The following is a 26,371-nucleotide window of genomic DNA, read 5'->3' as shown; positions in this document are numbered from 1 at the left end:
TCCCTTCCTTGTCCCGGTCGTGAAATCCGTGCCAGTCTCCCGGTTCATCAGGCGGACCGCCCGCACCGAGCGCTTCCGAAAGCCTTTCGTGCCGCCCGGTCGCCGGCCTGGCGCACGGACAGAGCAATCCGAACAGAAGAGAGACTGAACATGCACGGGTTCCCGGGACTTGGCAGCAGAGAAAACCGCCCGGCGAAGGCACGGCGCGTGAGCGTCCCCGTGGTCGCCGCCGCGGCGGCGCTGAGCCTCACCGCGTGCGGATCGTCCGGCCCCTCCACGACCGCCTCGGGAGAGGGCCTGACGATGTGGGCGCTGACGGACCAGACGATCCTCAAGGAGTCCGTGGACGCCTACAACAAGGACCACCCGGACGAGAAGATCACCCTGCGGCTGTTCGCCAACGACGACTACAAGCAGAAGCTGCGCGTCGCCTTCGGCGCGAACCAGGCCCCCGACCTCTTCTTCAACTGGGGCGGCGGCGCCCTGAACGACTACGTCGAGGCCGGCAAGGTCGACCCCGTCGACGACAGCCAGGTCAACCTGCTGCGCTTCATGCCGAGCGTGCTGAAGAGCGCGGAGTTCCAGGGCAAGGTCTACGGCGTCCCGGCCAACGGACTCGCCCCGGTCGTCCTCTTCTACAACAAGAAGGTCCTCGCGGACGCCGGCGTCCAGCCGCCGAAGACCTACGACGAGCTGCTCACCGCCGTGAAGAAGCTCAAGGACGCCGAGGTCACCCCGATATCCCTCGCCGCGAACTCCAAGTGGCCGACGCTGATGCACCTGGAGTACCTCCTGGACCGCGAGGGCGGCTCCGAGGTGTTCCACAGGATCGCCTCCGGGGACACGGCGGCCTGGAAGGACCCGGCGGTCACCGAGGCCAACTCCCGCCTCCGGGAACTCGCCGAGGCCGGCGCCTTCGGCGACAACGCCTCCTCCGTCAACTACGACCAGGGCGCCTCCACGGCCCTGCTCTACACCGGCAAGGCCGGCATGGAGCTGATGGGCACCTGGGAGTACGCCAACATGGTCAAGGCGGCACCGGACTTCGTGAAGAAGGACCTCGGCTACCTCCCCTTCCCGGCACTGCCCGGCGGCGCGGGCGACCCGAAGAACATCGTCGGCAACCCGTCGAACTTCCTGTCGCTGAACTCGGCGAGCAAGAACAAGGACGCGGCGCTGACGTATCTGAAGGACTACGTCATGAACGAGGACCAGATCGGCGCCTACCTCGCCGCCGGCAGCGTGCCCCCCGTCACCAGGCTGGACTCCCGGCTGGCGGAGGTGAAGTCGGCCGACGACAGGAAGTGGCTGGCCTTCGTCCACGGCCTGGTGTCGGAAGCCCCGAACTTCCAGCTCTCCTGGGACCAGGACCTGCCCTCGGACCAGGCGGACCCGCTGCTGACCAACGTGGACAAGTCGTTCCTGGGGCAGATCGAGCCCGAGCGGTTCGGCGTGAACATGAGCGAGGCGGCGAAGTAATGGCGTCGGTCGCGCGTACGCCGTCCCCGGCCGCGCCCCGCACGGCGCGGCCGGGCACGGCCCGTGGCGGGCGGCGCGGCGTCGGCGGCCTGCTGATGGCCGCGCCCGCCCTGGTCCTGTTCGGCCTGTTCGGCCTGGTCCCGCTCGGCGGTGTGCTGGTGCTCAGCCTCACCGACTGGGACGGCCTGGGCGCCGTCGGCTGGAACGGGCTCGGCAACTGGAGCGCCGTCCTGACCGACACCGCCACCTGGCAGGCGCTGTGGCTCACCGTCAAGGTGATGCTGGTCAGCTGGGTGGTCCAGACACCGCTGGCGCTGGCGCTCGGCCTCTTCCAGGCCCCCCGCGGCCGGACACGCGCCTTCCTCGCCGTGCTGTGGTTCCTCCCGCTCCTGCTGTCCGCGGTGGCGATCGGCCTGACCTGGCAGGCCCTGCTCGACCCGTCCTTCGGCATCGGCTCCACCCCCGGACTCCACTGGCTGGCCCGGCCGCTGCTCGGCTCGCCCGACCTGGCCCTCTACACGGTGATCTTCGTGATCGCCTGGCAGTTCGTGCCGTTCCACGCCCTGCTGTACCAGGCCGGCGTCCGGCAGATCCCCGTCTCCCTGTACGAGGCCGCCGCCATCGACGGCGCCGGGCCGCTGACCCGTCTGCTGCGGATCACGCTGCCGCAGCTGAAGTACACCTTCGTCACGTCGAGCACGCTCATGCTGGTGGGCTCGCTGACCTACTTCGACCTGATCTTCGTCCTGTCCGGCGGCACCGGCGGGCCGGGTGACGCGACCCGCGTACTGCCCCTGGCCATGTACATCACCGGCTTCCAGGCGCACGACATGGGCCGGGCCAGCGCGCTCGCCACGCTCCTGGTGGTGTTCGGCCTCGGACTGTCGCTGCTCACCACCCGCCTGTCCGGCTTCACCCGGATGGAAAGCCAGCAGGAGGGCCTGTGAGCACCACCCTGACCAAGACACGCGGCGCACACGGGCCGCAGCACGCCACCCGGACCCCGGTGCGGTCCGCCGCCGCACGCCCGCGACGCGCCCGCACCCCCCTGCGCCGCGCGCTCTCCGGCGCCGCCGCCCTGCTGTGGACCGCGGTCGTCCTCGTCCCCGTGTACTGGCTGGTCGTGACCAGCCTGCGCACCCGCACCGACTTCACCACCGACAGCCCGCTGGCCCCGCCCGGCCACCCGACCCTGGAGAACTACCGGACCGTCCTCGACGGCGACTTCACCACCTACCTGCTCAACAGCGCCGTCGTCACCGCCGGGGCCGTCGCGCTCACCGTGGCCACCGCCCTGATGGCCGCCTTCAGCATCGTCCGGTACTCCACCCCCTGGTCCCGCCTGTCCTTCCGGCTGTACCTGCTGGGCCTGGCCATCCCGCTGCAGGCGGTCATCATCCCGGTCTACCTGCTGATCATCCGCATGCAGATGTACGACAGCCTGCTCGCGATCGTGCTGCCCTCGGCGGCGTTCGCGCTGCCGGTCACGGTGATGATCCTCGTCAGCTTCCTGCGGGACATCCCCCGCTCGCTGTTCGAGGCGATGATCGTCGACGGCGCCGGCGACTGGCGCATGCTGTTCTCGCTCGTCGCGCCGATGGCCCGCCCCGCCCTGATGACGGTCGCCGTCTACGACGGCCTCCAGGTGTGGAACGGCTTCCTGTTCCCGCTGATCCTCACCCAGAGCGGCGACAAGGCCGTGCTGCCGCTCGCCCTGACCCTCTTCCGCGGCCAGTTCGGCATCGACGTGCCCGCGACCATGGCCGCGGTGGTGCTGTCCACCCTTCCCATGCTGGTGGTGTTCGTCCTGGCCAGGCGGCAGCTGGTCGCCGGACTGACCGCCGGATTCTCCAAGTAACGCATCCCGGAGGAAACGGCCGGGCCGTCCGCCCGGCCGGCCCCGGCATGCCCAGAAACGCCCACGAGGAGCACTTGCATGAGCACCACCACGCCGGAACACGACGCGCCGCACCGCGAACACCCCGGGCGGACGGCGGACGACCGGCCCTGGGCCGACCCCACGCTGCCGACGGCCGAACGAGTCGAGGCACTGCTCGCCCGCCTCACTCTCGAGGAGAAGGCCGCCCAGCTCAGCAGCGGCTGGGAGGACGTCGAGCCCGCCGGCCCCGAGGTCGCCCCCGGCACCAGTCTCTTCGCCCCGGCCGGCCCGCTCACCGAGACCGCCCGCCACGGCCTGGGCCAGCTCACCCGCCCCTACGGCACCGTGCCCCGCCCCGCCCTGGAGCACTCCCGCCTCCTGGCGGAACGCCAGCGGCAGATCATGGCGCAGAGCCGCTTCGGCATCCCGGCCATGGCACACGACGAGTGCCTGACCGGCTTCACCGCCTACGGCGCCACCATCTACCCCACCTCCCTCGCCATGGCCGCCACCTTCGACCCGGACCTGATCCGCCGGGTCGGCGCGGCCATCGGCGCCGACATGGCCGAGGCCGGCGTCCACCAGGGCCTCGCCCCGGTCGTCGACGTCGTCCGCGACTACCGCTGGGGCCGCTGCGAGGAGACCTACGGCGAGGACCCGTACCTGGTCGGCGAGATGGGCGAGGCCTACGTCCTCGGCCTGCAGAGCGCCGGGGTGCACGCCACGCTCAAGCACTTCGCCGGGTACTCCGTCTCCATGGGCGGCCGCAACCACGCGCCCGCCCGCATCGGACGCCGCGAACTGGCCGACGTCGTCCTCCCGCCCTTCGAGCGGATCGTCGCCGCCGGCGTGGGATCCGTCATGAACTCCTACGCCGAGATCGACGGTGAGGCCCCCGCCGCCAGCCGGTGGCTGCTGACGACCGTCCTGCGCGAACAGTGGGGCTTCGAGGGCACCGTCGTCTCCGACTACTGGTCCCTGCCCTTCCTCGTGAACGCCCACCGGGTGGCGGCCGACCTCCCCGGCGCCGGGGCGCTCGCCCTCGCGGCGGGGATGGACGTCGAACTGCCGGACCAGCGCGGCTTCGGCGCCGCCCTGGTCGAGGCCGTACGACGCGGGGACGCCGACGAGGCCGACGTCGACCGGGCGGTGCGCCGGGTACTGCGGCAGAAGATCGAACTGGGGCTCCTCGACCCGGACTGGGACCCGGAACCCACCGCGCTGCGCGCCGGCGGACTCGACCTGGACAAGCCGGCGAGCCGCGCCCTCGCACACGCCGTCGCACAGTCCAGTGCCGTCCTGCTGGCGAACGACGGCACCCTGCCCCTGCCGTCCACGGGACGGATCGCGCTGATCGGCCCCTGCGCCGACGACGTACGCACGATGTTCGGCTGCTACAGCTTCCCCAACCACGTCCTCTCCGACCGCGACGACCTCGGCGACGGCGTCGACGCCGTGTCCCTGCGCGCGGCGCTCGCCACCGAACTCCCCGGGGTGGACTGGGTGTACGCGCAGGGCTGCCCGGTCCGGGAGGAGGACCGCTCCGGCATCGGGGCCGCGGTCGGGGCGAGTGCCGCGGCCGACCTCACCGTCCTGGTCGTCGGCGACCGGCCCGGCATGTTCGGCATCGGCACCTCCGGCGAGGGGTGCGACGTCGAGGACCTGCGCCTGCCCGGCGTCCAGGAGGAACTCGTCGAGGCCGTGCTCGCCGCCGGGAAGCCGGTCGTCCTGGTCGTCAACAGCGGCCGCCCGTACGCGGTGGGACGGTTCGCGCCGGACGCCGCGGCCCTCGTGCAGGTCTTCCTGCCCGGCGAGGAAGGCGGCCGCGCCGTCGCCGAACTCCTCTCCGGCGCCGCCAACTTCAGCGGCAGACTGCCCGTCCAGATCCCGAACTCGCCCGCCGGGCAGCCGTACACCTATCTGCACCCGCCGCTCGGCGACCGGCAGAGCTTCCTGTCCAACCTCGACCCCACACCCGCCTTCCCCTTCGGACACGGCCTGGCGTACACCACGTTCGCGGTCGAAGGGCTGGAGACCGACCGCCGCCGGACCACCACGGACGGCGCCTTCACGGCCTCGGTGCGGGTGCGCAACACCGGGCCGCTCCCCGGCGCGGAGACGGTCCAGCTGTACTTCACCGACCCGCTCGCCCAGGTCACCCGGCCGGTACGGGCACTGCTGGGGTTCGCCAAGGTGCACCTGGAGCCCGGCGAGGAGGTGACCGTGGCCTTCGACGTCCACACCGACCGCCTCGCCTTCACGGGCCTGGACGGCCGGCGGATCGTCGAGCCCGGCGACATCCTCCTGCACGCCGGCTCCTCCAGCGCCGACACCCCGGCCGAGGCGGTGGTGACCCTGGTGGGAGGGGTGCGTGACGCGTCGGTCCTGCGGCACCACGCGGTGCCGGTGACGGTCACGCGCGGCTGAACGGCACGCGCCCGCGGGAAGGGGCGGCCGGTCCCCGGGGCCGGCCGCCCCTTCCCGCGGGCTCAGGCGCCGCCCGGGGCGGCCGTCGAGGCCCTCAGCACCAGCCGCGTCGCCAGTTCCACCCGCGGCGACGCGGGCGGCCGGCCGTCCGCCACGTCGAGCAGCACCCGGGTCGCCTCACGGCCCAGTTCCTCGAACGGCTGGCGCACCGCGCTCAGCGGCGGACTCGCCATGGCCGCCACCAGCGTGTCGTCGAACGACATGACCGCCACGTCGTCCGGCACGCGCAGCCCCAGCTGCCGGGCGGCCTCCAGCACCCCGAGCGCCTGCGCGTCACTGGCCGCGAACACGGCCGTGGGCCGCCGCCCGGCGCCGAGCAGGTGCCGGGCGGCGGCCAGCGCCTCCTCGTAGTCGAAGTCCGTCGAGCGCACCAGGGCCGCGTCGTAGCCGATCCCCGCCTCCTCCAGCGCGGCCCGGTAGCCGTGCACCCGGGCCGCGCCCGCCAGCGAGTGGGACCGCCCCGCGACCATGCCGATCCGCGTGTGCCCGAGACCGATCAGGTGGCGCACCGCGTCCCTGGCGCCGCTCCAGTTCGTCACCCCGATGCTCGGGATGTCCTCGGTGGGAGCGCTCAGCGGGTCGACCAGCACCACCGGCAGCCGCTGTTCGACGATGCGCCGCTGGTCCTCCTCCGTCACCATCGAGATCACGACGATCAGCCCGGCCGCGTCCAGCGCCACGCACTCCTGGAGCCACTGCGAGAGGGAACGTCTGCCGGTGGTGCCGGTCAGCACGTGCACACCCAGCTCACCGGCCGCGTCGACGATCCCGCGGACCACCTCCAGGGTGTAGGGCCCCGACAGGTCCCGGAAGACCGCGATGATCTGACGCGGCGCCTCCGGGTCCCGCTCCCACGGCCGGACGTAGCCGTGGCGGGCCAGCAGCTCCTCGACCCGTTCCCTGGTCGCCCGGCCGACGTCCCGCCGCCGGTGCACCACCTTGGAGACGGTGCTGAGGGACACGCCCGCCTCCTGGGCGATGCCCGTCAGCATCCCGTACTGCGCCTCCCGCTGTCCCTTGCCCTGAACGGTCACTTTCCCGCTTTCTCCACCGGTCCGGCACCGGTCTGCTCCGCCGCCAGCCAACAGCAGCGGGCACCGGCGGACAAGCCTCCGGCGCCCGCCGCCTGTGCACCTACCCTCTGCTCCGCTTCCGGGCGGCGTCACCGGACCGGGGTTCGCGGACCAGGCGCCACTCCTGCGCGGCGTCGGCGGTGGCCGTCTCCACGGTGACGGCGCCGCCCGGGGCCCCGGCCGTGAGGTACAGGTCGCCGTTCCGGGCCGAGCGGATCCTGTAGTGACCGTCGGTGGTGGGGACGAGGGTCCACTGTTTGTCGGTGGCGCCGTCGTCGACCCACTGGGCGAGCCTCTGCCCGGGGGTCGCGGCGCCGGTCCAGATGCCGGTGGCGCGGCCGCCGGCCTTGTTGAGCAGGGTGACCCTGTCCCCCTTCTCCGTCAGGTGCCAGCGCTGGGTGTCGTCGCTCGCGGACACCGGGAGGGTGACGAGGTCGGGGACGTCGCCGGTGAGGTTCGCGTCCTGGGTCTTGCCGTTCTCGGGACCGAGGGCCTGGCCGGTGCGGCGGTTGACCAGGGTGTGGTAGTCGCCGTCGGAGTGCCCGAGGTCGACCTCGCCGTACCTGACGGGCCCGATGCTTCCGCCCGCCCAGGACGCCTGGAGGATCAGCATCCGGCCGGTGCCCTCCACGTACTGGAGGGTGCGGCTGTACCCGGCGGGGACGGGGGTCTGGTACTCCTTCCACGTGCCGGTGGCGGCACCGGACTCGTTGACCCAGACGCTGCCGCTGCCGGACGCGTTGTAGACGATCCGCCCGTCGGGCATCGCCGCGAGGACCGGACTGCCGCCCGCCGCCGGCGCGCGGCCCCCGCCGGGTACGGGCAGCGCGTCGATCGGCGCGTCACCGCCCGAGCGGAAGTTCTGCGGATCGTCGGCGACGCGGTGGCGGACGGTGGAGCCGCCGCCCCAGTACTCGTAGGTCAGCAGCCACTTGCCGTCGGTGGTCGGGACGACGGTGGTCATGCCGGGGCGCCCGCCGCCGATGAGGTTCCTGCCGCCGGACCGCACGGTGGTGCCCGGGACATCGACCACCGGGGCGCTCCAGGACGCGCTGGTGCCGTCCCAGGTCCTGTGGACGAGGATCTGGGTGCCCGGGTCGGCCGCGGTGGCGTTGTCCGGGTCGGGGACGGGGATCCCGGTGGTGGTGTCGTGGCCGGTGAACTCGTTCTCGTCGGAGTAGTAGGCGATGAGCCTGCCGTCCCGGGCGATCAGGTGGGGTTCCCAGACGGGGTCCTGCTGCCCGGCCGTGTTGGCGGCCGAGCGGTTCGTCCCGCCGCCGCCCTGCCAGCCGCCGGCGGCGACGATGTTCTCGAAGCCCCAGGTGACGCCGTCGTCGGTGCTGGAGTACAGGGCGATGGAGACGTCCCTGCGGTCGCCGTCGCCGGAGGGCTGCCAGTCCGGATCGGCGGCCTTCCGCTCGCGGTAGTAGGCGTCGTCGCCGGAGACGACGCTCGCCAGGAGCAGGGTGCCGGCCTTCATGCGGCCCACGTCGTGGGGGAGGACGTAGAGGTACGGGTTGGTCCAGTTGCTGGTGTACTTCGCGTACCGCGGGTCGCCGGACAGGCGGGCGGGGGCCTCGACGTCGGTGAGCTTCTGCCAGGTCGTGCCGTGGTCGTCGCTCTTGTACAGGGGCATGGTCTGGCCGACCGGGTCGCCCTGGCTGTTCTCGAACGCCGCCACGATCCGGCCGCTCGGCAGCTGGGCCGACTTCGGGTACAGGACGCAGGGCCGTTTGTTGCAGGCCGGGTTCTGGGCCGTGTACAGGTCCGACGGGCCGGGCCGGTAGGCCGACGCGTCCGGCGCGAGGGCCAGCACGAGTGCCGCCCCGGCCGCCGCGGCGGTCACCGTCGCGAGACTCTTCCGTATCGATGCGTGCTTCAACTGCGGCTCCTCCAGGGGATGTGCGCACCGGGGCAGCCCCGACCCGCCGGCCGTGACGCACAGGGGGAAACGCCTCCGGGGCGGGCTTCGGGGCGAGGCGGAACGGCACCAGCGGTCGCATGGAGGTGCCCGTGCACTCCTGGGCCGTGTGCCGGCTGCTGGAAAGTATCGGGACACGGCATCGCCGTGTCACCGGTCCGCTCACGAAAGGGTTTCGCCGCGCGCCTCGCCCGCCGGCCCCCGCCGCAGGGGCCGGAACGCGCCGAGGCGAGGCACCGGGATGCCGGTGCCTCGCCTCGGTCGGTTCTCCGCGACGGCCCGGGGGGGGGGGGGGGGGGGGGGGGGGGGCGGGGGGGGGGGGGGGGGCGGCGGGCGGGGCGGGGGGGGGCGCGGGGCGGGGCGGGCGGGCGGGGGGGGCGGGGGGGGGGGGCGGGCGGGCCGCCCGGCCGGGCGGCCGCGCGCCCGGGCGGGGGGGGGGGGCGGCGGCCCCCCCCACGACGGGGTCTCACATGCCGAGCGCCAGACGGTGGTACGCCTGGTTCCACCGCAGGTCGCGCTGGAACTGCCGGGCGGTGGTCGTCGCGTCGATGAGCGCGAGCTCCACCTTCAGCATCTCGGCGAGGTCGTCCAGGTGCTCGGAGGTGAGCGCCGTGCTCAGGACGGTGTGGTGGGGGCCGCCGGCCATCAGCCAGGACTCCGTGGAGGTACGGAGGTCGGGCCGCGGCCGCCAGACGGCGCGGGCCACCGGCAGCGCCGGCAGCGGGTGGGGCGGCGTCACCACGTCGATCTCGTTGGCCACCATGCGGAAGCGGTCGCCGAGGTCGCTCAGACCGATGACGACGGCCGGGCCGGGCGCCGCGTCGAACACCAGGCGGACGGGGTCCTCACGGCCGCCGATGCCCAGCGGGTGGATCTCGCAGCTGGGCGTGTCCGCGGCGATCGACGGGCACACCTCCAGCATGTGGGCGCCCAGGATGAGCTCGTTGCCCGGCGTCAGGTCGTAGGTGTAGTCCTCCATGAACGAGGTGCCGCCGGGCAGCCCCTCGGCGGCGACCTTCAGGGCGCGCAGCAGGACGGCGGTCTTCCAGTCGCCCTCGCCGCCGAACCCGTGGCCCTGCGCCATGAGGCGCTGCACGGCGAGGCCCGGGAGCTGGCGCAGACCGCCGAGGTCCTCGAAGTTGGTGGTGAAGGCCTTGAAGCCGCCCTCGGTGAGGAAGGAGCGCAGACCCACCTCGATCCGCGCGGCGTAGCGCAGGGAGTCGTGGCGGTCGCCGCCCGCGCGCAGCTCCGGCGCCAGCCGGTAGAGCTCCTCGTACTCCTCGACCAGAGCGGTGACCTCGCTCTCGTCCGCCGAGTCGACCACCGCGACCAGGTCGTTGACGCCGTAGGTGTTGACGGAGACGCCGAAGCGGAGCTGCGCCGCGACCTTGTCGCCCTCGGTGACGGCGACGTCGCGCATGTTGTCCCCGAAGCGGGCGACCTTGAGCGTGGCCAGTTCGGCGCGGGCGGTGGCGGCACGGGCCCACGTCACGATGCGCGCGACCGTCGTCGGGTCGGAGATGTGGCCGGCCACGGTCTTGCGCGGCACGCCGACGCGGCCCTGGATGTGGCCGAACTCGCGGTCGCCGTGCGCCGCCTGGTTGAGGTTCATGAAGTCCATGTCGATGGTGTCCCAGGGCAGGGCGACATTGGACTGGGTGTGCAGGTGCAGCAGCGGCTTGCGCAGGGCGTCCAGGCCCGCGATCCACATCTTCGCGGGCGAGAAGGTGTGCATCCAGGCGATCAGGCCCACACACCGGTCGTCGCTGTTGGCGTCCAGACAGACGCGGCGGATGGCGGCGGCGTCGGTGAGCACCGGCTTCTGCACGACACGGACGGGAAGACCGGCCGTGTCCGCCAGCGCCTCGGCTATCTGCGCGGACTGCTCCGCGACCTGCTTCAGCGTCTCCTCCCCGTACAGCCCTTGGCTGCCGGTGAGGAACCAGACTTCACGGACGGGGGTTTTGTGGCTGGACACGTCGTCTCCTGAGAGGAAAAGGCGGGACTGCCGCCGGCCGCGGTGCTGCGGCCGGCGGGGGATGTCATTCGGCGGTGAGCGAGGTGTTGCGGATGGCCCTCAGACGGTGCAGCAGGCCGTCGGACCCGAAGCGGTCGTGCAGCAGCCGGTACTCCGCGAACAGCGCGTCGTAGGCGTCGGCGCGCGCGGGGTCGGGCACGTAGACGGCGCGCTCCAGCCGTCCCATGGCGGCGGTGGCGGTACGCACGTCGGGGTGCGCGCCGGCGGCGACGGCGGCGTGGATGGCCGAGCCGAGGGCGGGGCCCTGCTTCGACGCCGCGAGCGACACCGGGCGGCGCAGGACGTCCGCGTAGATCTGCATGAGCAGCTCGTTCTTGGCCAGGCCGCCGGCGACGATGAACTCGGTCACCGGCACCCCGCCGTTCTCGAGGGCCTCGACGATGACGCGGGTGCCGTAGGCCGTGGCCTCGAGCATCGCGCGGTAGACGTCCTCGGGACGGGTGGCGAGGGTGAGGCCGGCGATGACGCCGGAGAGGTGGTGGTCGACCAGGACGGAACGGTTGCCGTTCAGCCAGTCCAGGGCGACCAGGCCGTGACCGCCGACCGGCTGGTCCGCGGCCTTGCGGGTGAGCAGGGTGTGCAGGTCCTCGCCCCGCTCGGCGGCCTCGGCGTAGTACTCCTCGGGGACGCCCTGGCGCAGCACCCAGGCGAAGATGTCGCCGACCGCGCTCTGCCCGGCCTCGTAGCCGTACGCGCCCTCCACGATGCCGCCGTTGACGACACCGCAGATGCCGGGGACGTCGGCGAGGACGGAGGAGTTGACGACGTGGCAGGTGGAGGTGCCCATGATGGCCAGCAGCCGTCCGTCCTCCACCGCCTGGGCGGCCGCCGCGGTGACGTGGGCGTCGACGTTGCCGGCCGCCACCGCGATGCCGGGCCGCAGTCCGGTCCACGCGGCCGCCTGCTCGCTGAGGGAGCCGACGCGGGAGCCGAGCGGGGACAGCGGGAACTCGAGCCGGGTGCGGGCGAAGTCGGCGAACCGCGGGTTCAGCGCGGCCAGGTAGTCCTCGCCGGGGTAACTGCCGTCCTGGTATATGCCCTTGTAGCCGGCGGTGCAGGTGTTGCGGGACTCGGCGCCGGTGAGCTGCCAGACGATCCAGTCGGCCGCCTCGATCCAGCGCGCGCAGGCGTCGTAGACCTCGGAGTCCTCCTCCAGGACCTGCAGGGCCTTCGCGAACTGCCACTCGGCGGAGATCTTGCCGCCGTACCGGCCGATCCACTTCTCGCCCCGCGCGTGCGCGAGGTCGTTGATGCGGTCGGCCTGGGCCTGGGCGGCGTGGTGCTTCCAGAGCTTGGGCCAGGCGTGCGGGCGGTCCGCGAGGGGCGTCTCGGCCAGGGGCGTGCCGTCCGCCAGCGTGGGCAGGACGGTGCAGGCGGTGAAGTCGGTGGCGATGCCGATGATGTCGGCGGGGTCGACACCGGCCTCGGCCACGGCCGCCGGCACGGCCCGGCGCAGCACCTCGCGCCAGTCGTCCGGGTGCTGGAGCGCCCAGTCCGGGGGCAGCTTCGCGCCGGTGCCCGGGAGGCGGTCGTCGATGACCGCGTGCGCGTACTCGTGGACGGCGGAGGACAGTTCCAGGCCGTCGCGGACCCGCACCACCACGGCGCGGCCCGACAGGGTGCCGAAGTCGACGCCCACGGTGTACTGCTCACGTGTGTCGGGGGAGTGGGCGGCGGAGGCCGAGGGGGGCGAGGGGGAGGTCACCGGATTGCCTTTCGAGAAGCCGTACGGCGGCGGACGGCTCCAGTTCCGGCAGGTCCGCTGGCCGACGGGCACGGTCGGTTACGCATTCGAAGTGTGAGCGCTAACAGCAGGGAAATCAAGATGCGTACGCCAACCTCTTCCGGGATCGCGAGACGCCGTCGGCGGACCGACGCGGAAATCCTGTGGGACACGGGGTTTTTCTCGCGAACTCCTCCGGCGCTACGGGCCGGAGGAGGGGAGGGTGCCGGCCGCGCGCGCCGAGGCGCTACGGGGGTGTGTCGCACCCGGAGGGAGGGGGAATCGCTTTGTGAGCGCTAACAAAAGATGGGGCTCACTCGTCACGGAGGGTGGCCATTCCCTCGGGCGGCCCACTTCTGTGGCCCGTCCCGGCGATGCGCTCCCGCCGGTCGGCCGGCAGGCCCGGCCCGGGGCGGGGGCCTGGGTACGCCCGACGCACGGCACGCGCACGCCCGTTGACGCGACTTCCGGGAGCACCCTAACGTATTGGCAGCATCTCGAACAGTATTCGATATGTCGAACGTGCGGAGGTGCGGTGATGCGGAGAACGGTGCCGTTCCGGGGCGAGGGCGGCACCGCCTGCCGTACCGCGGGGGCGCGGCGGCACCGCCCGGCCGACGGGCCGCGGGCTGGGCCGGCGTCCCTCAGGAACCGCCGGCCGCGGCCCGGATCACGGCTTCTCCGTCGCGGCCGCGGGTCACTCCCCGGCCGTGGAACGGCGGGCGGTGCTGGCCCGGACGATGAGTTCGGGGGCGATGGTGAGGTGTTCGGCCTCGGTCGCGGTGCCCTCGATGTGCTTGAGGAGCAGCTCGATACTGCTGCGCCCCAGGGAGCCGAAGTCCTGGCGGACCGTGGTGAGCGGGGGAGGGAAGAACTCCGCCTGCGGCGTGTCGTCGAAGCCGGCGACGGCCACGTCCGCCGGGGTGCGCAGCCCCGCCTCGCGGAACGCCCGCAGCACCCCCAGGGCCATGTGGTCGTTCGCGACGAACACCGCGGTGAGCCCGCTGCCGTGCCCGGCGGAGGCGAGCGCCCGGCCGGCGAGCTGCTGGCCGGCCCGGTACCCCGACAGCGGGCTCCAGTCGCCCCGCAGCACCGGCGGCATCTCGGCTCCGGCGTCCCGCAGCGCGCTCTCCCAGCCGGCTGTGCGCGCCTCGCTCTCCAGCCAGTCTGCGGGCCCCGACACGTGCCACACGGTGGAGTGCCCCGCGGCGAGGAGGTGTTCCGTGACCATGCGGGCCCCGAGGTGCTGGTCGACCGAGACGCCGGGCAGTTCGAGGGCGTGACCGCCCTCGACGGTGACCACGGGGCACGGGGCCTGCAGCGACGCCAGGGCCCGGACGGCGTCGCGCTGGGGGGTGATGGCGATCACCCCCTCCACCCCCCAGGCGGTGAGATGGTGCATCGCCTCGGTGAGCGAGGTCTCCGTGAGCGTGCGCAAAGTGACCGCGGAGGTCAGGTAACCGCGCTCCCGTGCCGCCTCCTGGACGCCGAAGAGCGTGCTGGCGGGCCCGTGGAGCGTGGTGTTCACGGCGATGACGCCCAGCGTGTGCGTCCTGCGGGTGGCGAGCGCGCGCGCCGCCGAGTTGCGGCGGTACCCCAGCCGCTCGACGACCTCCATCACCGCGGAGCGGGTCCCGGGCCTGACGTTCGGGTGACCGCTGAGCACGCGTGAGACGGTCTGGTGGGACACGCCGGCGACGCGTGCCACGTCCGCCATGGTGGGCGCCCTGGAGGCGTCTGGCAACTGGGTCAACCCTCTCCCCGCCTTGTTCGTTGGATGGCGACTGTTCAAAGTACCGCCTCGTCGTGGGGGCGCCCCGGCGGCCGGGTCCGGCGGTCGGGGGACCGCGGGCGACCGGTCACGGTGCACGTCCGCCGCAGTGCGCGTCGGCCGCAGCACGCGCCGACCGCCGAGCAGTCATGTTCGGGCTCACATTCTGGGCGGGTACGTGCGACAAGCGCGTCGGCAAATCGGCGCCAGCTCTTGAGTTACCCGCATGTTAGCGCGCACAATCTCCGGGGGCCTGCTGGACAGCCGTCGAGCGATCGGGCGGTCCCCATGTCCTTCGAGATGTCCTTCGGAACACACACGCGCGCGGTCGCGGCCTCCTGCCGGAGAGACGGCGGGGCGGGCGCGGCCGACGACGGAAAGACGGTGAGAGCGTAGTGAGCGAGTCCCTCTCCTTCGGGGATCTCCGCCGAGAGGTCCTGGCGGCCAACCTGCGGATACCGGCGGCCGGCCTGGCCACGCTCACCTGGGGGAACGTGAGCGGTGTCGACCGGGAGGCCGGCGTCTTCGTCATCAAGCCGTCCGGCGTCTCCTACGAGAACCTCCGGGAGGAGGACCTCGTCGTGGTCTCCCTGGAGGACGGCCGGGTGGTCGAGGGACACCTCAAGCCCTCCACCGACACCGAGACCCACAGGTGCCTGTACCGCGCCTTCCCCTCCATCGGAGGCGTCACCCACACGCACTCGACGCACGCGGTCGCCTTCGCCCAGGCACGCCGCCCGATCCCCGTCCTGGGAACCACCCACGCGGACACCTTCAACGGCCCGGTCCCGGTGACGGAGGACCTCACGGCCGAACAGTGCGCCCGTGACTACGAGTACAACACGGGCCAGGTGATCGTGGCCATGCTCGAGGACGACCCCCGCCGTGCCGAGGAGGTGCCCGCGGCGCTCGTCTCGCGGCACGGGCCGTTCACCTGGGGCGCCACCGCGACCGCCTCGCTCGAGAACGCCGTCATCTGCGAGGCGGTCGCCGAGATGGCGCTGCACACCATGGCGCTGAGCTCGCCCGCCGCGCTCCCCGAGCCTCCGCAGCACCTGCTCGACCGGCACTTCACCCGCAAGCACGGACCGGACGCGTACTACGGCAACGCCGTCGCCCCGGCCACCGCCCGCTGAGGGGAACGGCACCGTGCCGGTCGCCCGCCCCGCCCGTACCCGTCCGGCCCAGGCCGGACGGGTACGGGCGGGCAGGGAACGCCCCGTGACAGGGGCGTCGTCGCGGCGAGGACGTCGATGACACCCCTCGGACGCGCCCAGGACGCCACGAGGGTGCACGGCCTCGGCGAGGAACGCCGCACCCGGATCGCCGACATCGTCCGGCGCCAGAGCGAGGGAGCGGGCACCGGCGGCTCGGCGGGACGGGCCGCGGCGGAGGAACGCAGGGCGAGGATCGCCTCCGTCGTCCGGCAGCGGGGCCGCGTCCCGGTGACCGACCTCGCCGGCTTCCTCGGAGTCGGCGAGCCCACCCTGCTCAGGGACCTCACCGTGCTGGAACGGGCGAACGTGCTGCGCCGCACGAGCCAGGGAGCGGTCGTGGCGGTCACCGGCCTCACCCCCTTCCCGCGGCGCGGCCGCGAGGACCGCGGGGGAGTCCGCGCGGTGACGGCACGGCTGTGCCTGGACCTCGTCGACCAGGGACAGACGCTGTTCCTCGACTCCGGCACCGTCTCCCAGGCCGTCGCCGACGCCCTCGGGCCGCTGCGCGTCACGGTCCTGACCAACGCCCTCGGCGTCGCGGAGACCCTGGCCGGACGGCCCACCGCGCCGCACGTGCTCCTCGGCGGGGAACTGAGCCCGGCGAGCCGGTCGTTGGTGGGGCCGGTGGCCGCCGCCGCGCTGGAGCGGTTCACCGTCGACATCGCCTTCGTCGGCGCCGGCGGGCTCACCGAGTCGGGCGTCAGCGTCGCGGCCACGGAGGACGGACAGATCCAGCAGATCGCCATCGGCCGGGCCCGGCGGGTCGTCGTGACGGTGGAGGCGTCCGCGGTCGGAAACGCCGACTTCTTCGGCATCGCGGGACTCCGGGACGTCGACGACATCGTCTGCGACCGGCCGCAGCCGGACCTCGCCCGGTGGTGCCGGACACACGGCATCCGCCTGCACCACCCCGCACACGACACGTGAGGGCGAGGGAGCGGCCGGTGGCGGCCGGGGCGACGCGGTGACGCCGGCCCCGCACCGGCCGAGGCCAAGCGCTTAGAAAGCGCTTGGCCTCGGCCGGTCCAGGGCCCGAGAGGACGGACTGCCCGGCGACCGTTTCGCGGGGAAGCGCGGATCGTCCTCGAGCCGTTCGGCGTTCAGGTCGTCGACCGCGCCGCGGGCGTCCCCGATCGTGGCGTAGTCCACGGCGACGAAGTTGACCGGCCTGTTCCGGCGCCGCTCGCAGTCGTGGACCCGTTCCAGCACCGCCTGCCGGGAGTTGACCGTACCGGCGTCCAGCCGCCGCCCGCCGCCGGCCGTGACGAAGTGGTTGAGCAGGAACAGCCGCTTGTCCGTGCCGCCTCGGTTGGGCAGACAGGTCATCTCCCCGGGACTGCGGAAGGCGAACGGCGTCTCCATGCCGTACCGGTAGAAGTTCCGGTACCACGGCGCGGGCCCGTCCGCCTTCTCCGCGAAGACCACCAGGCGCTGGCCGTCGTCGATCATCTCCCCGAGCTTCGGCCACGGACGGTCCGGGTCCTCGTGCGGCACGTGCAGCAGGCCGGTGAGCCCGGCCCGCTCGAAGGCGTGCCGGGTCGCCGCGCCGTCCACCCCGTCCTGCACGATCAGGGTGACGATCTCCGTCGGGTGCGCGCGCAGCCAGTCGCCGATCTGGCGCAGCGTGGGCGTCAGTTCCAGCGCGCCGGCGCCGCAGACCGAGTGGCACAGCCACAGGCCGGGGTGGGGCGGATTCACCCGCTCCAGGATCCCGGTGAGCCGGCGGCGCAGTTCCGGGGAGAACTCGGAGGTGCTCAGCCGGTCCGCGACCTCCTCGGGCCGCTCCCAGCGGTGCGTGTCCAGGAGCAGGACGCGTACCCCGGCGTCCAGCTGGCCGACGATGTCCGGGTCCTGCAGGGGGCCGATGAAACGGTCCGCGGTCGTGGCCATCGCGTTGTGCGCGGCCAGCTGGGCGATCTCGTCGTAACGGACGTCGCACAGTTCGGCGCTGCCCTGGCAGATCCGCGGGGAGGGACCCGTCAGCGCGACGGGCACGAACACCGTGCCGGCCAGCGCGCACGCCGACACGACGGCGGTCAGCGCCGGGCCGTGCCGCGGGTCGGTGAGCACCGGCACCGACGGCCTGGTCTGCCAGATCCAGGCGACGGTGATCAGCAGCGCCCCGGCGGCGAGCAGGATCACGGCGACGACGGTGGCCGCGGTCAGCAGCCGGCCGAGCGCGGCGGCCTGCACGTCGGCGACGAGACGCGCGGCGCTGGGCGGCCACGAGGCGGGCGCGCTGAAGAGCGCGTCGCCCAGCACGAGCCGGAGCAGGAACACCGCCAGCGCCGTGAGCGAGGCGGCGGCGGTCAGCACCCAGCCGAGCGGCATCAGCCGCCGCTTGACGGGGAACGGCGCGGAGAACCACAGCAGGGCGAGCGCGGCCGCGCCCAGGACCGCGGCGACCGGCTCGACCACCTCCTGGAACAGGCGGGTGACCGCGCGCGCCCGGTGCACCGGGGCCAGCTCGTCACGGGACGCGTCGACGTGGACGGTGATGACCCAGGTGCCGTCGCGGGCCTCCCGCAGCAGCTCCGCGGCGGTCGCCCGCACCTGGTCCGTCAGGGCGACCGGGGCCAGCGCGGCCAGTGCCGCGGCCACGTCGCCCCGGTCGAGCGCCGACCGCAGCGTGGGCTCGAGCGTGGCCCGCTCGGACCCGGGGACCAGCCGCAGCAGCGCCTCGGTCGCCGCGGCCGCCTGGCCGGGGGAGAGCGGCAGCGTCGGCAGGTCCTCGAGCGGGGCCTCGCCCGCCACCAGCCGCGCCGCCACCTCGGACAGGCGGTTGACGAACGCCTGGAAGTCGGGTTCGGAACGCCGCTGCAGGGCGGCGACGGCGTCCCCGAAGTACGCCTGGCTGAGCCTCTCGACGTTCGCGACGACGGGTTCCAGGTCCACGGTGACGCGCAGCCCGTCGCGGTCGCCCTCCAGGTAGCGGATCACCTCGCCGATCTGCCGGTCGCCCATCTCCCGCAGCGTCTCGGGCGGGACGACGACCTTGATGTTGGAGGTGAGGGTGGACTGCGGGACCGGCAGCCGGTCCAGCAGTTCCTGCGTCAGCGGCGTGCTGTGCGGATCGACCAGCACCTCGTCGTAGAACCGCTGGTAGGCGTGCTCGTCCTCGAGCACGCGGCTGTAGAAGGCGGGGTCGAGCACGGTGCTGCGCACCACGGCGGCCGCGGCCAGGACGGTCAGGCTCAGCACGGCCACGGCCCACACCAGCGCGTGCGCCCAGGCCGAACGGCCGACCAGTCCCTCCATGGTGCTCCTTCCCGTCCCGCCGGCCCCCGTGTACCTCCCTCATACCCCGGACGCGGGAAGCCCGAGGGGGCGGTGGGAGAGGTCCGCTCTCCCACCGCCCCCTCGGGCGTCCGGTGTGCCGCGGATCAGACCGCCGGGGACGGGTACGTCGGGTACTCCACCCCGGAGACGTGCTGGACGACGCGGACGACCTGGCAGGAGTAGCCGAACTCGTTGTCGTACCAGAGGTAGAGGATCGCGTTGTCACCCTCCACCTTCAGCGCGCCCGCGTCCACGATCGAGGCGTGGCGCGAGCCGATGAAGTCGCTGGAGACCGCGTCGGGGGCGCTGATGAAGTCGATCTGGCGCTTGAGCGGCGAGGTCAGCGACACCTCGCGCAGGTGGTCGAGCACGTCCTCGCGGGTGGTCTCGCGGGCGAGCTGGAGGTTGAGGATCGCGATCGAGACGTCCGGCACGGGCACCCGGATCGAGCTGCCGGTGATCTTCGCCTTGAGGTCGGGCAGCGCCTTGGCGACGGCGGAGGCGGCACCGGTCTCGGTGATGACCATGTTCAGCGGCGCCGAACGGCCGCGGCGGTCCGACTTGTGGTAATTGTCCAGCAGATTCTGGTCGTTGGTGAACGAGTGGACCGTCTCCACGTGGCCGCGCAGCACACCGTACTCGTCGGCCATCGCCTTCAGCGGCGGCACGATCGCGTTGGTGGTGCAGGAGGCGCAGGACAGGATCTGCTCGTCCGGCTTGATCGTGTCGTGGTTGACGCCGTGCACGATGTTGGGGACGTCGCCCTTGCCCGGCGCGGTCAGCACGACCTTGTCGATGCCGGGGCGCAGGTGCTTGGACAGGCCCTCGCGGTCGCGCCACTTGCCGGTGTTGTCGATGAGGATGGCGTTCTTGATGCCGTACGCCGTGTAGTCGACCTGGGCCGGGTCGTCGGCGTAGATCACCTTGATGGCGTTGCCGTTGGCGAGGATCGTGCTGTCGTCCTCGTCGACGGTGATCGTGCCCTGGAACTGTCCGTGCACCGAGTCGCGGCGCAGCAGCGAGGCGCGCTTGACGAGATCCTGCTCGCCGCCGCCGCGGACGACGATGGCGCGCAGGCGCAGGCCGTTGCCCGAGCCCGCCTTCTCGATGAGCAGGCGGGCGACCAGCCGGCCGATGCGGCCGAAGCCGTAGAGGACGACGTCGCGCGGCTCACGGCGGTCGATCTTGTTCGCGCCGGTGGCGCCGGCGACGGCCTCGGCGGTGAACTCCGCCACCGACAGACCGCGGTCGTCCTCCTTGTACGTCGAGGCCAGCATGCCGACGTCGATCTGGGACGGCCCGAGGTCGAGCGTGGTGAGCGCCTGGACGAAGGGGAGCGTCTCGGTGACCGACAGTTCGGCACCGGCGATCTGCCGGGCGAAGCGGTGCGTCTTCAGGATGCTGACCACCGACTTGTTCACCAGGGAGCGGCTGTGCAGCAGGACGGTGACGTCCCGCTCGCGGTGCAGCTTCCCGATCATCGGGATCATCGACTCCGCGATCTCCTCGCGGTTCTTCCAGTTGGTGAACGAGTCCTCGTTGACAGTCACGTCTCTATCTTTCGAGCTAGGCGGCGCTCATATGCTAACCCCATCGATTCTGTGATCGATCAAGTGGGCCCACCTTCGATCAGATGAGTGCCCCAGCCTTCGCCTTCGCCCCGCCCCGGCACCCGTCCTCGCCCCCGCCCCCGCCCGGCCCCGTCCGCGGCCCTCGCCCGTCCCCGTCCGCGGCCCTCGCACAGGATTGCGCCGCCCCCGACCGGGTACGCGAGGCTGGACCGCGCCCGTGCCGATCACCGGCACCGGCCTTGCAACACCGCCGCTACCAGGGGATCTGTCATGGAGACACCCGCGAACGACCACCCCGTCACGCCCGCCCAGCAGGCGCTGGACGCGCTCGCCGAGAACACCGAGGACACGGCGGCGCTCGACACGCTCGCGAGCAGCGACGTGCTCGTCCCGGTGCCCGACGACGCGGACGACCAGGACGCCGCCGACCCCGGCACGCTGGCCCTGCCCGTGCTGGAGCAGCAGGGCGGAGGCCAGGTGGTGCCCGTGTTCACCTCCGAGACGGAGATGGCCGGCCTGCTGCCGTACGTCTCGCGCTACCGCATGGTGCCGCTCGGCGCCCTCGCCGCACAGTGGCCGGCCGACGATCTGTCCCTGTCCATCGACGCCGGCTCGGAGCACCGCCTCACCCTCACGTCGAACGGCGTACGCACCCTGCTCGCGCGCTCCTAGCGAGCCGTCGGCGGCTTCGCCGGGGGGTCTCGTCGGAGGTCTGTTCACCCGGGGCCGCGCCCGGGTCCGTGTCGACGGCGCCGGCGGTTCCGTGGACCACCGCGGGGCGCGGCCCCGCCGTACGCGTCAGGCCAGCAGCGCGGCGGCGTGCTGTCGTGCCTGACGCAACCAGGTCGCGCGGGTCTCCCCGGAGGAGGCGGTGACCGTCCGGAAGACGACCCGGCGGACGTCGGTCACTCCCACGTACGGCAGGACGCACGCCGACCAGATCCTGTGCAGGGGGTCCCCGAACTCGCTCTCCTCGCGATCGGCGGGGGTGTCGGAGGTGTTCAGGACGAGGGCGCGGCCGGCCTTCAGCAGCCCTTCGGGCTCCCCCTCCGCCGTCCCCAGTTTGTAGGCGACGCCGGGCACGAGTACCCGCTGCACCCAGCCCGCCAGGACCGCGGGCGGCATGCCCCACCAGTTGGGGTGGACGAACACCATGGCGTCGAGCGTGGCCACCTCCGACCGGTGCAGCGCCACCTGCGGGTCGTGGGCATCCGTGGCGGCCCGGACCGTCTCCGTCTCGTCGGCGGACAGCCCGGGCGCGAACCCCTCGGCACAGAGGTCGTGCGCGAGGACTTCGCACCCGAGATCGCGCAACTGCTGCACGACGGCGTCGAACACCGCGTGATTGAAGCTGCCGGGCCGTGGGTGCGCGAGGTAGACCCCTACGCGTGGCATTCGTTCCCCCAGGGGTATCGGTGGTCGTCGTCCGCGGGACTCCGCAGCCGACCCGTTCGAACGATCATCATGCCGGTGAGGTACTGCTCGCGGGACCGATCGCCGAGATCCGGACGGGACCACCGGCCGTGGTGTCCCGGCTCCCGCCCGGACACCGGCCGGCCGGCCGCCACGGGGCAGCCCTCAGGCCGACTCCCGGCGCACCAGTTCCGTCGGCAGGATGACGGTCGCCGGGTCCTCGCCGCCGATCTGGGCCAGCAGCACCCGCACCATCTCGGCGCTGATCCGGTCCCAGGGCTGGCGGATGGTCGTCAGCTCCGGGCTGGCGGCGACCGCGGCGGGGGAGTCGTCGAAGCCGCCCACCGCCACGTCCTGCGGCACCCGCCGTCCGGCCCGCCGCAGGGCCGCCAGCACCCCCTGCGCCATCAGGTCGGAGGCCACGAACACGGCGTCCACGTCCGGAGCCCGCGCCAGCAGCCGCTCCGCCCCCGCCTCACCGCTCGCCCTGCTGTAGTCACCGGACACGACGAGCCGCTCGTCGACCTCGATGCCCGCCTCGGTGAGCACCTCCTCGTACCCGGCGAGACGCTCCACACCGCCCGGGGTGTCCAGCGGACCGGTGACCACGCCGATCCGCCGCCGCCCCAGCGACAGCAGGTGCCGGACCATGTCCCGGGCGCCGTCGCGGTCGTCGGCGGCCACGTAACTCACCTTGGAACCCAGCCCGATCGGCTTGCCGCACGCCACCAGCGGCACCCCCGCCGCGCGCAGCTCCTCGGCGACCGGGTCCCCGGAGTGGCTGGAGACCAGCAGCACCCCGTCGACGTGCCCGGCCGTGATGTACCGCGTTATGCGCCGCCGTTCGTCCTTCGTCCCCGCCAGCATCAGCAGCAGCGGCACGTCGTGCGCGGCCAGCGCCTGCGTGCAACCGCGCAGCAGGACGTTGAAGTTGGGGTCCTCGAAGAACCGCTCCTGCGGCTCGGTGAGCAGGAAGCCCACCGAGTCCGAACGCCCGGTGATCAGCGACCGGGCGTGCCGGTTGACGACGTAACCGGTCTTGCGGATCGCGGCGTTGACGGCCTCCTGCGCGGCCGGGCTGACGTAGTGCCCGCCGTTGAGCACCCGTGACACCGTGCCGCGCGACACCCCCGCCTCGCGCGCCACGTCGTGGATCGTCGGCGGTCGGCGCCGTCCCCCCGTGTTGCCCATGGTCACGACTTTACGGCCCCGGAGAGCAGGTCGAGGCTCCAGAACCGCTGGACGACCAGGAACAGGGCGACCAGCGGGATCACCGCGAGGAACGCGCCCGTGATCACCAGCGTGTAGAGCGCCGGGGTGTTGGCCCCCTGCTCCAGCAGTGTGTGCAGGCCGAGCGTGATCGGGAACTTCTCGTCGTCGCTGAGCATGATGTACGGCAGCAGGAAGTTGTTCCACACGGCCACGAACTGGAACAGGAACACCGTCACCAGTCCCGGCACCATCATCGGCAGCCCGATGCGGGTGAAGATCCGCCACTCGCCGGCCCCGTCCATCCGCCCGGCCTCCACCACGTCGGCGGGCACGGCCGCCGAGGCGTAGATGCGCGCCAGGTAGACGCCGTAGGGGGAGAGGATCTGGGGGAGCAGCACCGACAGGTACGAGTCCGTGAGGTCCGCCTGAGCCAGCAGCAGGTACTGCGGGACGGCGAGGATCACGGGCGGCATCAGCACGCCGGCGAGCAGCACGTTGAACAGGGCCTCGCGGCCCCGGAAGCGGTAGACGGCCAGCGCGTAGCCGCTGACCGCCGACACGGCCGTCGACAGGAGGGCGCCGAGGACGGCGTAGAGGGCCGAGTTGGCCATCCACCGCCAGTACACGCCGTCGCGGTAGGCGCTCAGGTCGCTCACGTTGTCGGCGAAACCGGTGCCCGGCAGGAAGGTGAAGGTGGAGAACAGCTCGCTGCCCGACTTGGTGGCCGCGACGACCACCCAGGCCACCGGCAGCAGGCAGTAGACCGCGCCGAGCAGCAGCGTGAGCGTCGGCACCGGGGCGATGCGGCGGCGCGGCGGCCCCTGTGCGGTGCCGGGTGTGGTGCCCGCCGCCGGCTGCGCCTTGCGCACGGCGAGAGAACTCATCGGGCCTCCTCCTGCTTGTTGCGCCGGTTCGCCGCCCGCAGGAACCCGAAGGACAGCAGCAGGGTGACGAGCGCGATGATCGTCGCCTGTGCGGCGGCGGCGTGGACGTCACCCTTGCCGAAGGCGTCCTGGTACACCTTCATCAGCGGACTCCAGGTGGTGGGAACGGCGTTGGTGAGGGGCTTGAGGGTGGTCGGTTCGCTGAACACCTGGAGCGTGGCGATGATCGAGAAGAAGAACGTCAGCACCAGCGAGGGCGCCACCATCGGGATCTTGATCCGCAGCGCGATCTGCAGCGGGGAGGCGCCGTCCAGCTTCGCCGCCTCGTACACCTCGGCCGGGATCGACCGCAGCGAGGTGTAGATGACGATCATGTTGAAGCCGGTGCCGCCCCAGACCGCGATGTTCGACAGGGCGAAGTAGAGCGGGCCGCCGTCCAGCAGGTCCGGCTGCGGCAGGCCGAGCCGGTCCAGCGCGAAGTGGAAGGGGCTGACGTCCGGCAGGTACAGGAAGCCCCACAGCAGCGCCGCCACCACACCGGGGATGGCGTACGGCAGGAAGATCGCGAGCCGGGTGAAGGAGGTGAGGCGGACCCTGTCGGAGTCCAGCATCAGCGCGAACAGCAGGGCGAGGCCCAGCATCACGGGCACGACGATGCAGCCGTAGCCGAGGACGCGCAGCGCGCCGTTCAGCAGCTCGCTGTCGCCGAGCGCGTCGGCGTAGTTGCGGAAGCCGGCCCAGACCTCCTTCCGTGCCCCGGAGCCGAGGCCCAGCCCGGACACCTTCACCTTGCGGAAGCTGAGCCACACCGCGTACCCGATGGGCAGCGCGAAGAAGAGCAGGAACAGGAGGGCCGCGGGGAACAGGAAGAAGTAGGGGGCGCGAAGCGCTCCTCTGAGGGCGGTGGTGGGAGACGGGTGGGCGTACGGGGCGCTCCGGACCCCGTACGGCCTCCGGCGTGCGGTCGTGCTGGTCACCGGGCGACCTCGAAGCCCTGCTTCTCCAGGTCGGCGACCGTCTCCTTCTGCATGGTGGCGAGGGCGGCGGAGAAGTCCGACCTGTTCTTGGCGGCGGCGGCGAAGGCGTCCTTGAAGGCCGTGTAGGCGACGTTGACGTTCGGGCCCCAGGCCGCGGGGGCCGTCGTCTTCGCGATGTCGGCGGCCCGGGAGTAGAAGTCGGGCTGGTTGGAGAAGTACGCGGGCGGGTTGGTGAAGGCGCCGCTGAGCTGGGCCGAGGTGGAGGCGGGGTAGATGCCGCCCTCCTTGGCGAGGGCGTTGAGGGCGTCGCCGTCGGTGTTCAGCCAGGCGGCGAATTTGGCGGCCGCGTCCTTGTGCTTGGAGTCGGTGGTCACGGCGGTGGAGGATCCGCCCCAGCTGCCGGTGCGGTTCTCCTCGGCCGTCCACTGGGGGAGCGGGGCCATGGCCCACTTGCCCTTGGTGTCCGGCGCGGCGGTGGTCAGCGTGCCGGGCGCCCACACGGCGCTGACCCAGGCGATCTGCTTGCCGGTGTTGAGCGCCTTGTTCCAGGCCGGGGTGTACATCGGCTGGTTGTCGATGGCGCCCTCCTCGACGAGGCCGCCCCAGAAGTCGGCGACCTTCTTCGTCGCCGCGTCGTCGATGCCGACCTTCCACTTCTCGCCCTCGGTCGTCCACCACTTGGCGCCGGCCTGCTGGGCGAGGCCCGCGAAGAGGCCGGAGTCGTTGGCGGAGAAGGTGGTCAGGGCCTTGTCGGGGGCTTCCTTCTTCAGCTTGCGCGCGGTCTCGGCGAACTGGTCCCAGGTGGAGGGGACCTTCAGGCCGTACTCCTTGAACAGGTCCTCGCGGTAGTAGAACATCATCGGCCCGATGTCCTGCGGGACGGCGTAGACGGCGTCCGTGCCGAGCGTGGTCTGCTGCCACACGCCCTCGGCGAACTTGCCCTTCACGTCGTCGACCTCGCCCGATATGTCGGCGAGCGCGTCGTTGCTGACCAGTGTGGGCAGCGCCTGGTACTCGGCCTGCACGAGGTCGGGCGCCTGGCCGGCCTTGTGCGCGGTGAGGATCTTGGTGACGAGCGTGTCGCCGGACGCCTGCTTCTTCACCGTGACGGTGATCTGCTCCTTCTTGCCGGGCCCCTTGTTCCACAGGTCGGCGACCTTGTCCATGCCGGGCGTCCACGTCCAGTACGTGAGCGAGACGGGCCCCGACTGGGCCTCGCCGCCGTCGTCGGACGAGCCGCAGGCGGCGAGGGCGGTGGCGGCGAGCGCGACGGCGACGGCGGACGTCACCAGGCGGCGGCGCTTGGTGTGCGGCATGGATCTCTCCCCTGACCTGGGGTCCCCGCCTCTTGCGGGGACCTGCCATGCTTCTGTGAGCGTTCACAGTAGAGAAACATCCTGGACACTTGTCAATGGTTGTTGCTGTGCGGTTATGTTGAGTGCGTGCC

At 72.5% G+C, this 26,371-nt stretch carries 19 protein-coding genes; 7 read left to right on the top strand and 12 right to left on the bottom strand.

Annotation, left to right across the window (positions count from 1 at the left end):
* Window positions 1-207 precede the first annotated feature (207 nt).
* The 4 genes from ACFYOJ_RS00860 to ACFYOJ_RS00845 all read left to right on the top strand — a co-directional run bounded on the left by ACFYOJ_RS00860 (window position 208) and on the right by ACFYOJ_RS00845 (window position 5,785).
* A complete protein-coding gene (locus ACFYOJ_RS00860; RefSeq protein WP_356552306.1) occupies window positions 208-1,479 on the top strand; it encodes an extracellular solute-binding protein in 1,272 nt (423 codons plus the stop codon).
* 95 nt (window positions 1,480-1,574) lie between these two features.
* On the top strand, window positions 1,575-2,426 hold the full coding sequence (locus ACFYOJ_RS00855; RefSeq protein ID WP_356552566.1) for a sugar ABC transporter permease: 852 nt from the start codon (window positions 1,575-1,577) through the stop codon (window positions 2,424-2,426).
* Window positions 2,423-3,337 (top strand): carbohydrate ABC transporter permease, encoded by a 915-nt coding sequence (locus ACFYOJ_RS00850; protein WP_356552308.1) that lies wholly within the window; start codon window positions 2,423-2,425, stop codon window positions 3,335-3,337. The genes ACFYOJ_RS00855 and ACFYOJ_RS00850 overlap by 4 nt, the downstream gene beginning before the upstream one ends.
* A 78-nt stretch (window positions 3,338-3,415) precedes the next feature.
* A complete protein-coding gene (locus ACFYOJ_RS00845) occupies window positions 3,416-5,785 on the top strand; it encodes a glycoside hydrolase family 3 N-terminal domain-containing protein (protein WP_356552310.1) in 2,370 nt (789 codons plus the stop codon).
* Window positions 5,786-5,847: 62 nt separating this feature from the next.
* Here ACFYOJ_RS00845 and ACFYOJ_RS00840 read toward each other — a convergent pair whose 3' ends face one another.
* The 5 genes from ACFYOJ_RS00840 to ACFYOJ_RS00820 form a co-directional block, all read right to left on the bottom strand.
* Window positions 5,848-6,879 (bottom strand): LacI family DNA-binding transcriptional regulator, encoded by a 1,032-nt coding sequence (locus ACFYOJ_RS00840; protein WP_356552312.1) that lies wholly within the window; start codon window positions 6,877-6,879, stop codon window positions 5,848-5,850.
* A 100-nt stretch (window positions 6,880-6,979) separates the two neighbouring features.
* Window positions 6,980-8,800, bottom strand: coding sequence for an RICIN domain-containing protein (locus ACFYOJ_RS00835; protein WP_388596071.1), 1,821 nt, complete (start codon window positions 8,798-8,800; stop codon window positions 6,980-6,982).
* Between the two features lie 505 nt (window positions 8,801-9,305).
* Complete coding sequence (gene araA / locus ACFYOJ_RS00830; RefSeq protein WP_356552314.1) at window positions 9,306-10,817, bottom strand: L-arabinose isomerase; 1,512 nt, start codon at window positions 10,815-10,817, stop codon at window positions 9,306-9,308.
* Between the two features lie 64 nt (window positions 10,818-10,881).
* On the bottom strand, window positions 10,882-12,582 hold the full coding sequence (gene araB / locus ACFYOJ_RS00825; RefSeq protein WP_388596069.1) for a ribulokinase: 1,701 nt from the start codon (window positions 12,580-12,582) through the stop codon (window positions 10,882-10,884).
* A 715-nt stretch (window positions 12,583-13,297) separates the two neighbouring features.
* On the bottom strand, window positions 13,298-14,353 hold the full coding sequence (locus ACFYOJ_RS00820; protein WP_356552316.1) for a LacI family DNA-binding transcriptional regulator: 1,056 nt from the start codon (window positions 14,351-14,353) through the stop codon (window positions 13,298-13,300).
* Window positions 14,354-14,766: 413 nt separating this feature from the next.
* Between ACFYOJ_RS00820 and araD the strand changes: the two genes are divergently transcribed.
* Both araD and ACFYOJ_RS00810 read left to right on the top strand, forming a co-directional pair.
* Window positions 14,767-15,507, top strand: a complete 741-nt coding sequence (gene araD / locus ACFYOJ_RS00815; RefSeq protein WP_356552318.1) for an L-ribulose-5-phosphate 4-epimerase AraD — start codon at window positions 14,767-14,769, stop codon at window positions 15,505-15,507.
* A gap of 117 nt (window positions 15,508-15,624) precedes the next feature.
* Window positions 15,625-16,515, top strand: coding sequence for a DeoR/GlpR family DNA-binding transcription regulator (locus ACFYOJ_RS00810; protein WP_356552319.1), 891 nt, complete (start codon window positions 15,625-15,627; stop codon window positions 16,513-16,515).
* 72 nt (window positions 16,516-16,587) lie between these two features.
* Here the strand turns inward: ACFYOJ_RS00810 and ACFYOJ_RS00805 are convergent, their stop codons facing one another.
* Window positions 16,588-18,846 carry a PI-PLC domain-containing protein gene (locus tag ACFYOJ_RS00805; protein WP_356552321.1) on the bottom strand — a complete coding sequence of 753 codons (2,259 nt, stop codon included), beginning with the start codon at window positions 18,844-18,846 and terminating at the stop codon, window positions 16,588-16,590.
* Between the two features lie 125 nt (window positions 18,847-18,971).
* Window positions 18,972-20,417, bottom strand: coding sequence for a glyceraldehyde-3-phosphate dehydrogenase (locus tag ACFYOJ_RS00800; protein WP_356552322.1), 1,446 nt, complete (start codon window positions 20,415-20,417; stop codon window positions 18,972-18,974).
* A gap of 291 nt (window positions 20,418-20,708) precedes the next feature.
* Here ACFYOJ_RS00800 and ACFYOJ_RS00795 point away from each other — a divergent pair, with 291 nt between their 5' ends.
* Entirely contained in the window at window positions 20,709-21,110 is a 402-nt protein-coding gene (locus ACFYOJ_RS00795; protein ID WP_356552324.1) for an SseB family protein, read from the top strand.
* Window positions 21,111-21,236: 126 nt separating this feature from the next.
* Here the strand turns inward: ACFYOJ_RS00795 and ACFYOJ_RS00790 are convergent, their stop codons facing one another.
* The 5 genes from ACFYOJ_RS00790 to ACFYOJ_RS00770 form a co-directional block, all read right to left on the bottom strand.
* Window positions 21,237-21,833, bottom strand: coding sequence for an NAD(P)H-dependent oxidoreductase (locus ACFYOJ_RS00790; protein ID WP_356552326.1), 597 nt, complete (start codon window positions 21,831-21,833; stop codon window positions 21,237-21,239).
* Window positions 21,834-22,016: 183 nt separating this feature from the next.
* Window positions 22,017-23,048 carry a LacI family DNA-binding transcriptional regulator gene (locus ACFYOJ_RS00785; protein ID WP_356552328.1) on the bottom strand — a complete coding sequence of 344 codons (1,032 nt, stop codon included), beginning with the start codon at window positions 23,046-23,048 and terminating at the stop codon, window positions 22,017-22,019.
* Window positions 23,045-23,947, bottom strand: coding sequence for a carbohydrate ABC transporter permease (locus ACFYOJ_RS00780; RefSeq protein WP_356552330.1), 903 nt, complete (start codon window positions 23,945-23,947; stop codon window positions 23,045-23,047). The genes ACFYOJ_RS00785 and ACFYOJ_RS00780 overlap by 4 nt, the downstream gene beginning before the upstream one ends.
* Window positions 23,944-24,924, bottom strand: coding sequence for a sugar ABC transporter permease (locus tag ACFYOJ_RS00775; protein WP_356552332.1), 981 nt, complete (start codon window positions 24,922-24,924; stop codon window positions 23,944-23,946). Before ACFYOJ_RS00775 ends, ACFYOJ_RS00780 begins: the two co-directional genes overlap by 4 nt.
* Window positions 24,921-26,240 (bottom strand): extracellular solute-binding protein, encoded by a 1,320-nt coding sequence (locus ACFYOJ_RS00770; protein ID WP_356552334.1) that lies wholly within the window; start codon window positions 26,238-26,240, stop codon window positions 24,921-24,923. The genes ACFYOJ_RS00775 and ACFYOJ_RS00770 overlap by 4 nt, the downstream gene beginning before the upstream one ends.
* Window positions 26,241-26,371: the final 131 nt, after the last annotated feature.

Origin of the sequence: Streptomyces sp. NPDC006384, from assembly GCF_042870695.1 — a bacterium.
Classification (GTDB): Bacteria; Actinomycetota; Actinomycetes; order Streptomycetales; family Streptomycetaceae; genus Streptomyces.
The sequence above is the reverse complement of the archived record's forward strand: the minus strand, read 5'-3'. Positions and strand labels throughout refer to the sequence as shown.

What these genes read in the sequence shown, in the direction of transcription:
- ACFYOJ_RS00845 (WP_356552310.1), top strand. Translation starts at nt 3,416, where the DNA reads ATGAGCACCACCACGCCGGAACACGACGCGCCGCACCGCGAACACCCC.
- ACFYOJ_RS00855 (WP_356552566.1), top strand. Translation starts at nt 1,575, where the DNA reads ATGGCCGCGCCCGCCCTGGTCCTGTTCGGCCTGTTCGGCCTGGTCCCG.
- ACFYOJ_RS00780 (WP_356552330.1), bottom strand. Translation starts at nt 23,947, where the DNA reads ATGAGTTCTCTCGCCGTGCGCAAGGCGCAGCCGGCGGCGGGCACCACA.
- ACFYOJ_RS00790 (WP_356552326.1), bottom strand. Translation starts at nt 21,833, where the DNA reads ATGCCACGCGTAGGGGTCTACCTCGCGCACCCACGGCCCGGCAGCTTC.
- ACFYOJ_RS00805 (WP_356552321.1), bottom strand. Translation starts at nt 18,846, where the DNA reads ATGGAGGGACTGGTCGGCCGTTCGGCCTGGGCGCACGCGCTGGTGTGG.
- ACFYOJ_RS00795 (WP_356552324.1), top strand. Translation starts at nt 20,709, where the DNA reads ATGGAGACACCCGCGAACGACCACCCCGTCACGCCCGCCCAGCAGGCG.
- ACFYOJ_RS00810 (WP_356552319.1), top strand. Translation starts at nt 15,625, where the DNA reads ATGACACCCCTCGGACGCGCCCAGGACGCCACGAGGGTGCACGGCCTC.
- ACFYOJ_RS00770 (WP_356552334.1), bottom strand. Translation starts at nt 26,240, where the DNA reads ATGCCGCACACCAAGCGCCGCCGCCTGGTGACGTCCGCCGTCGCCGTC.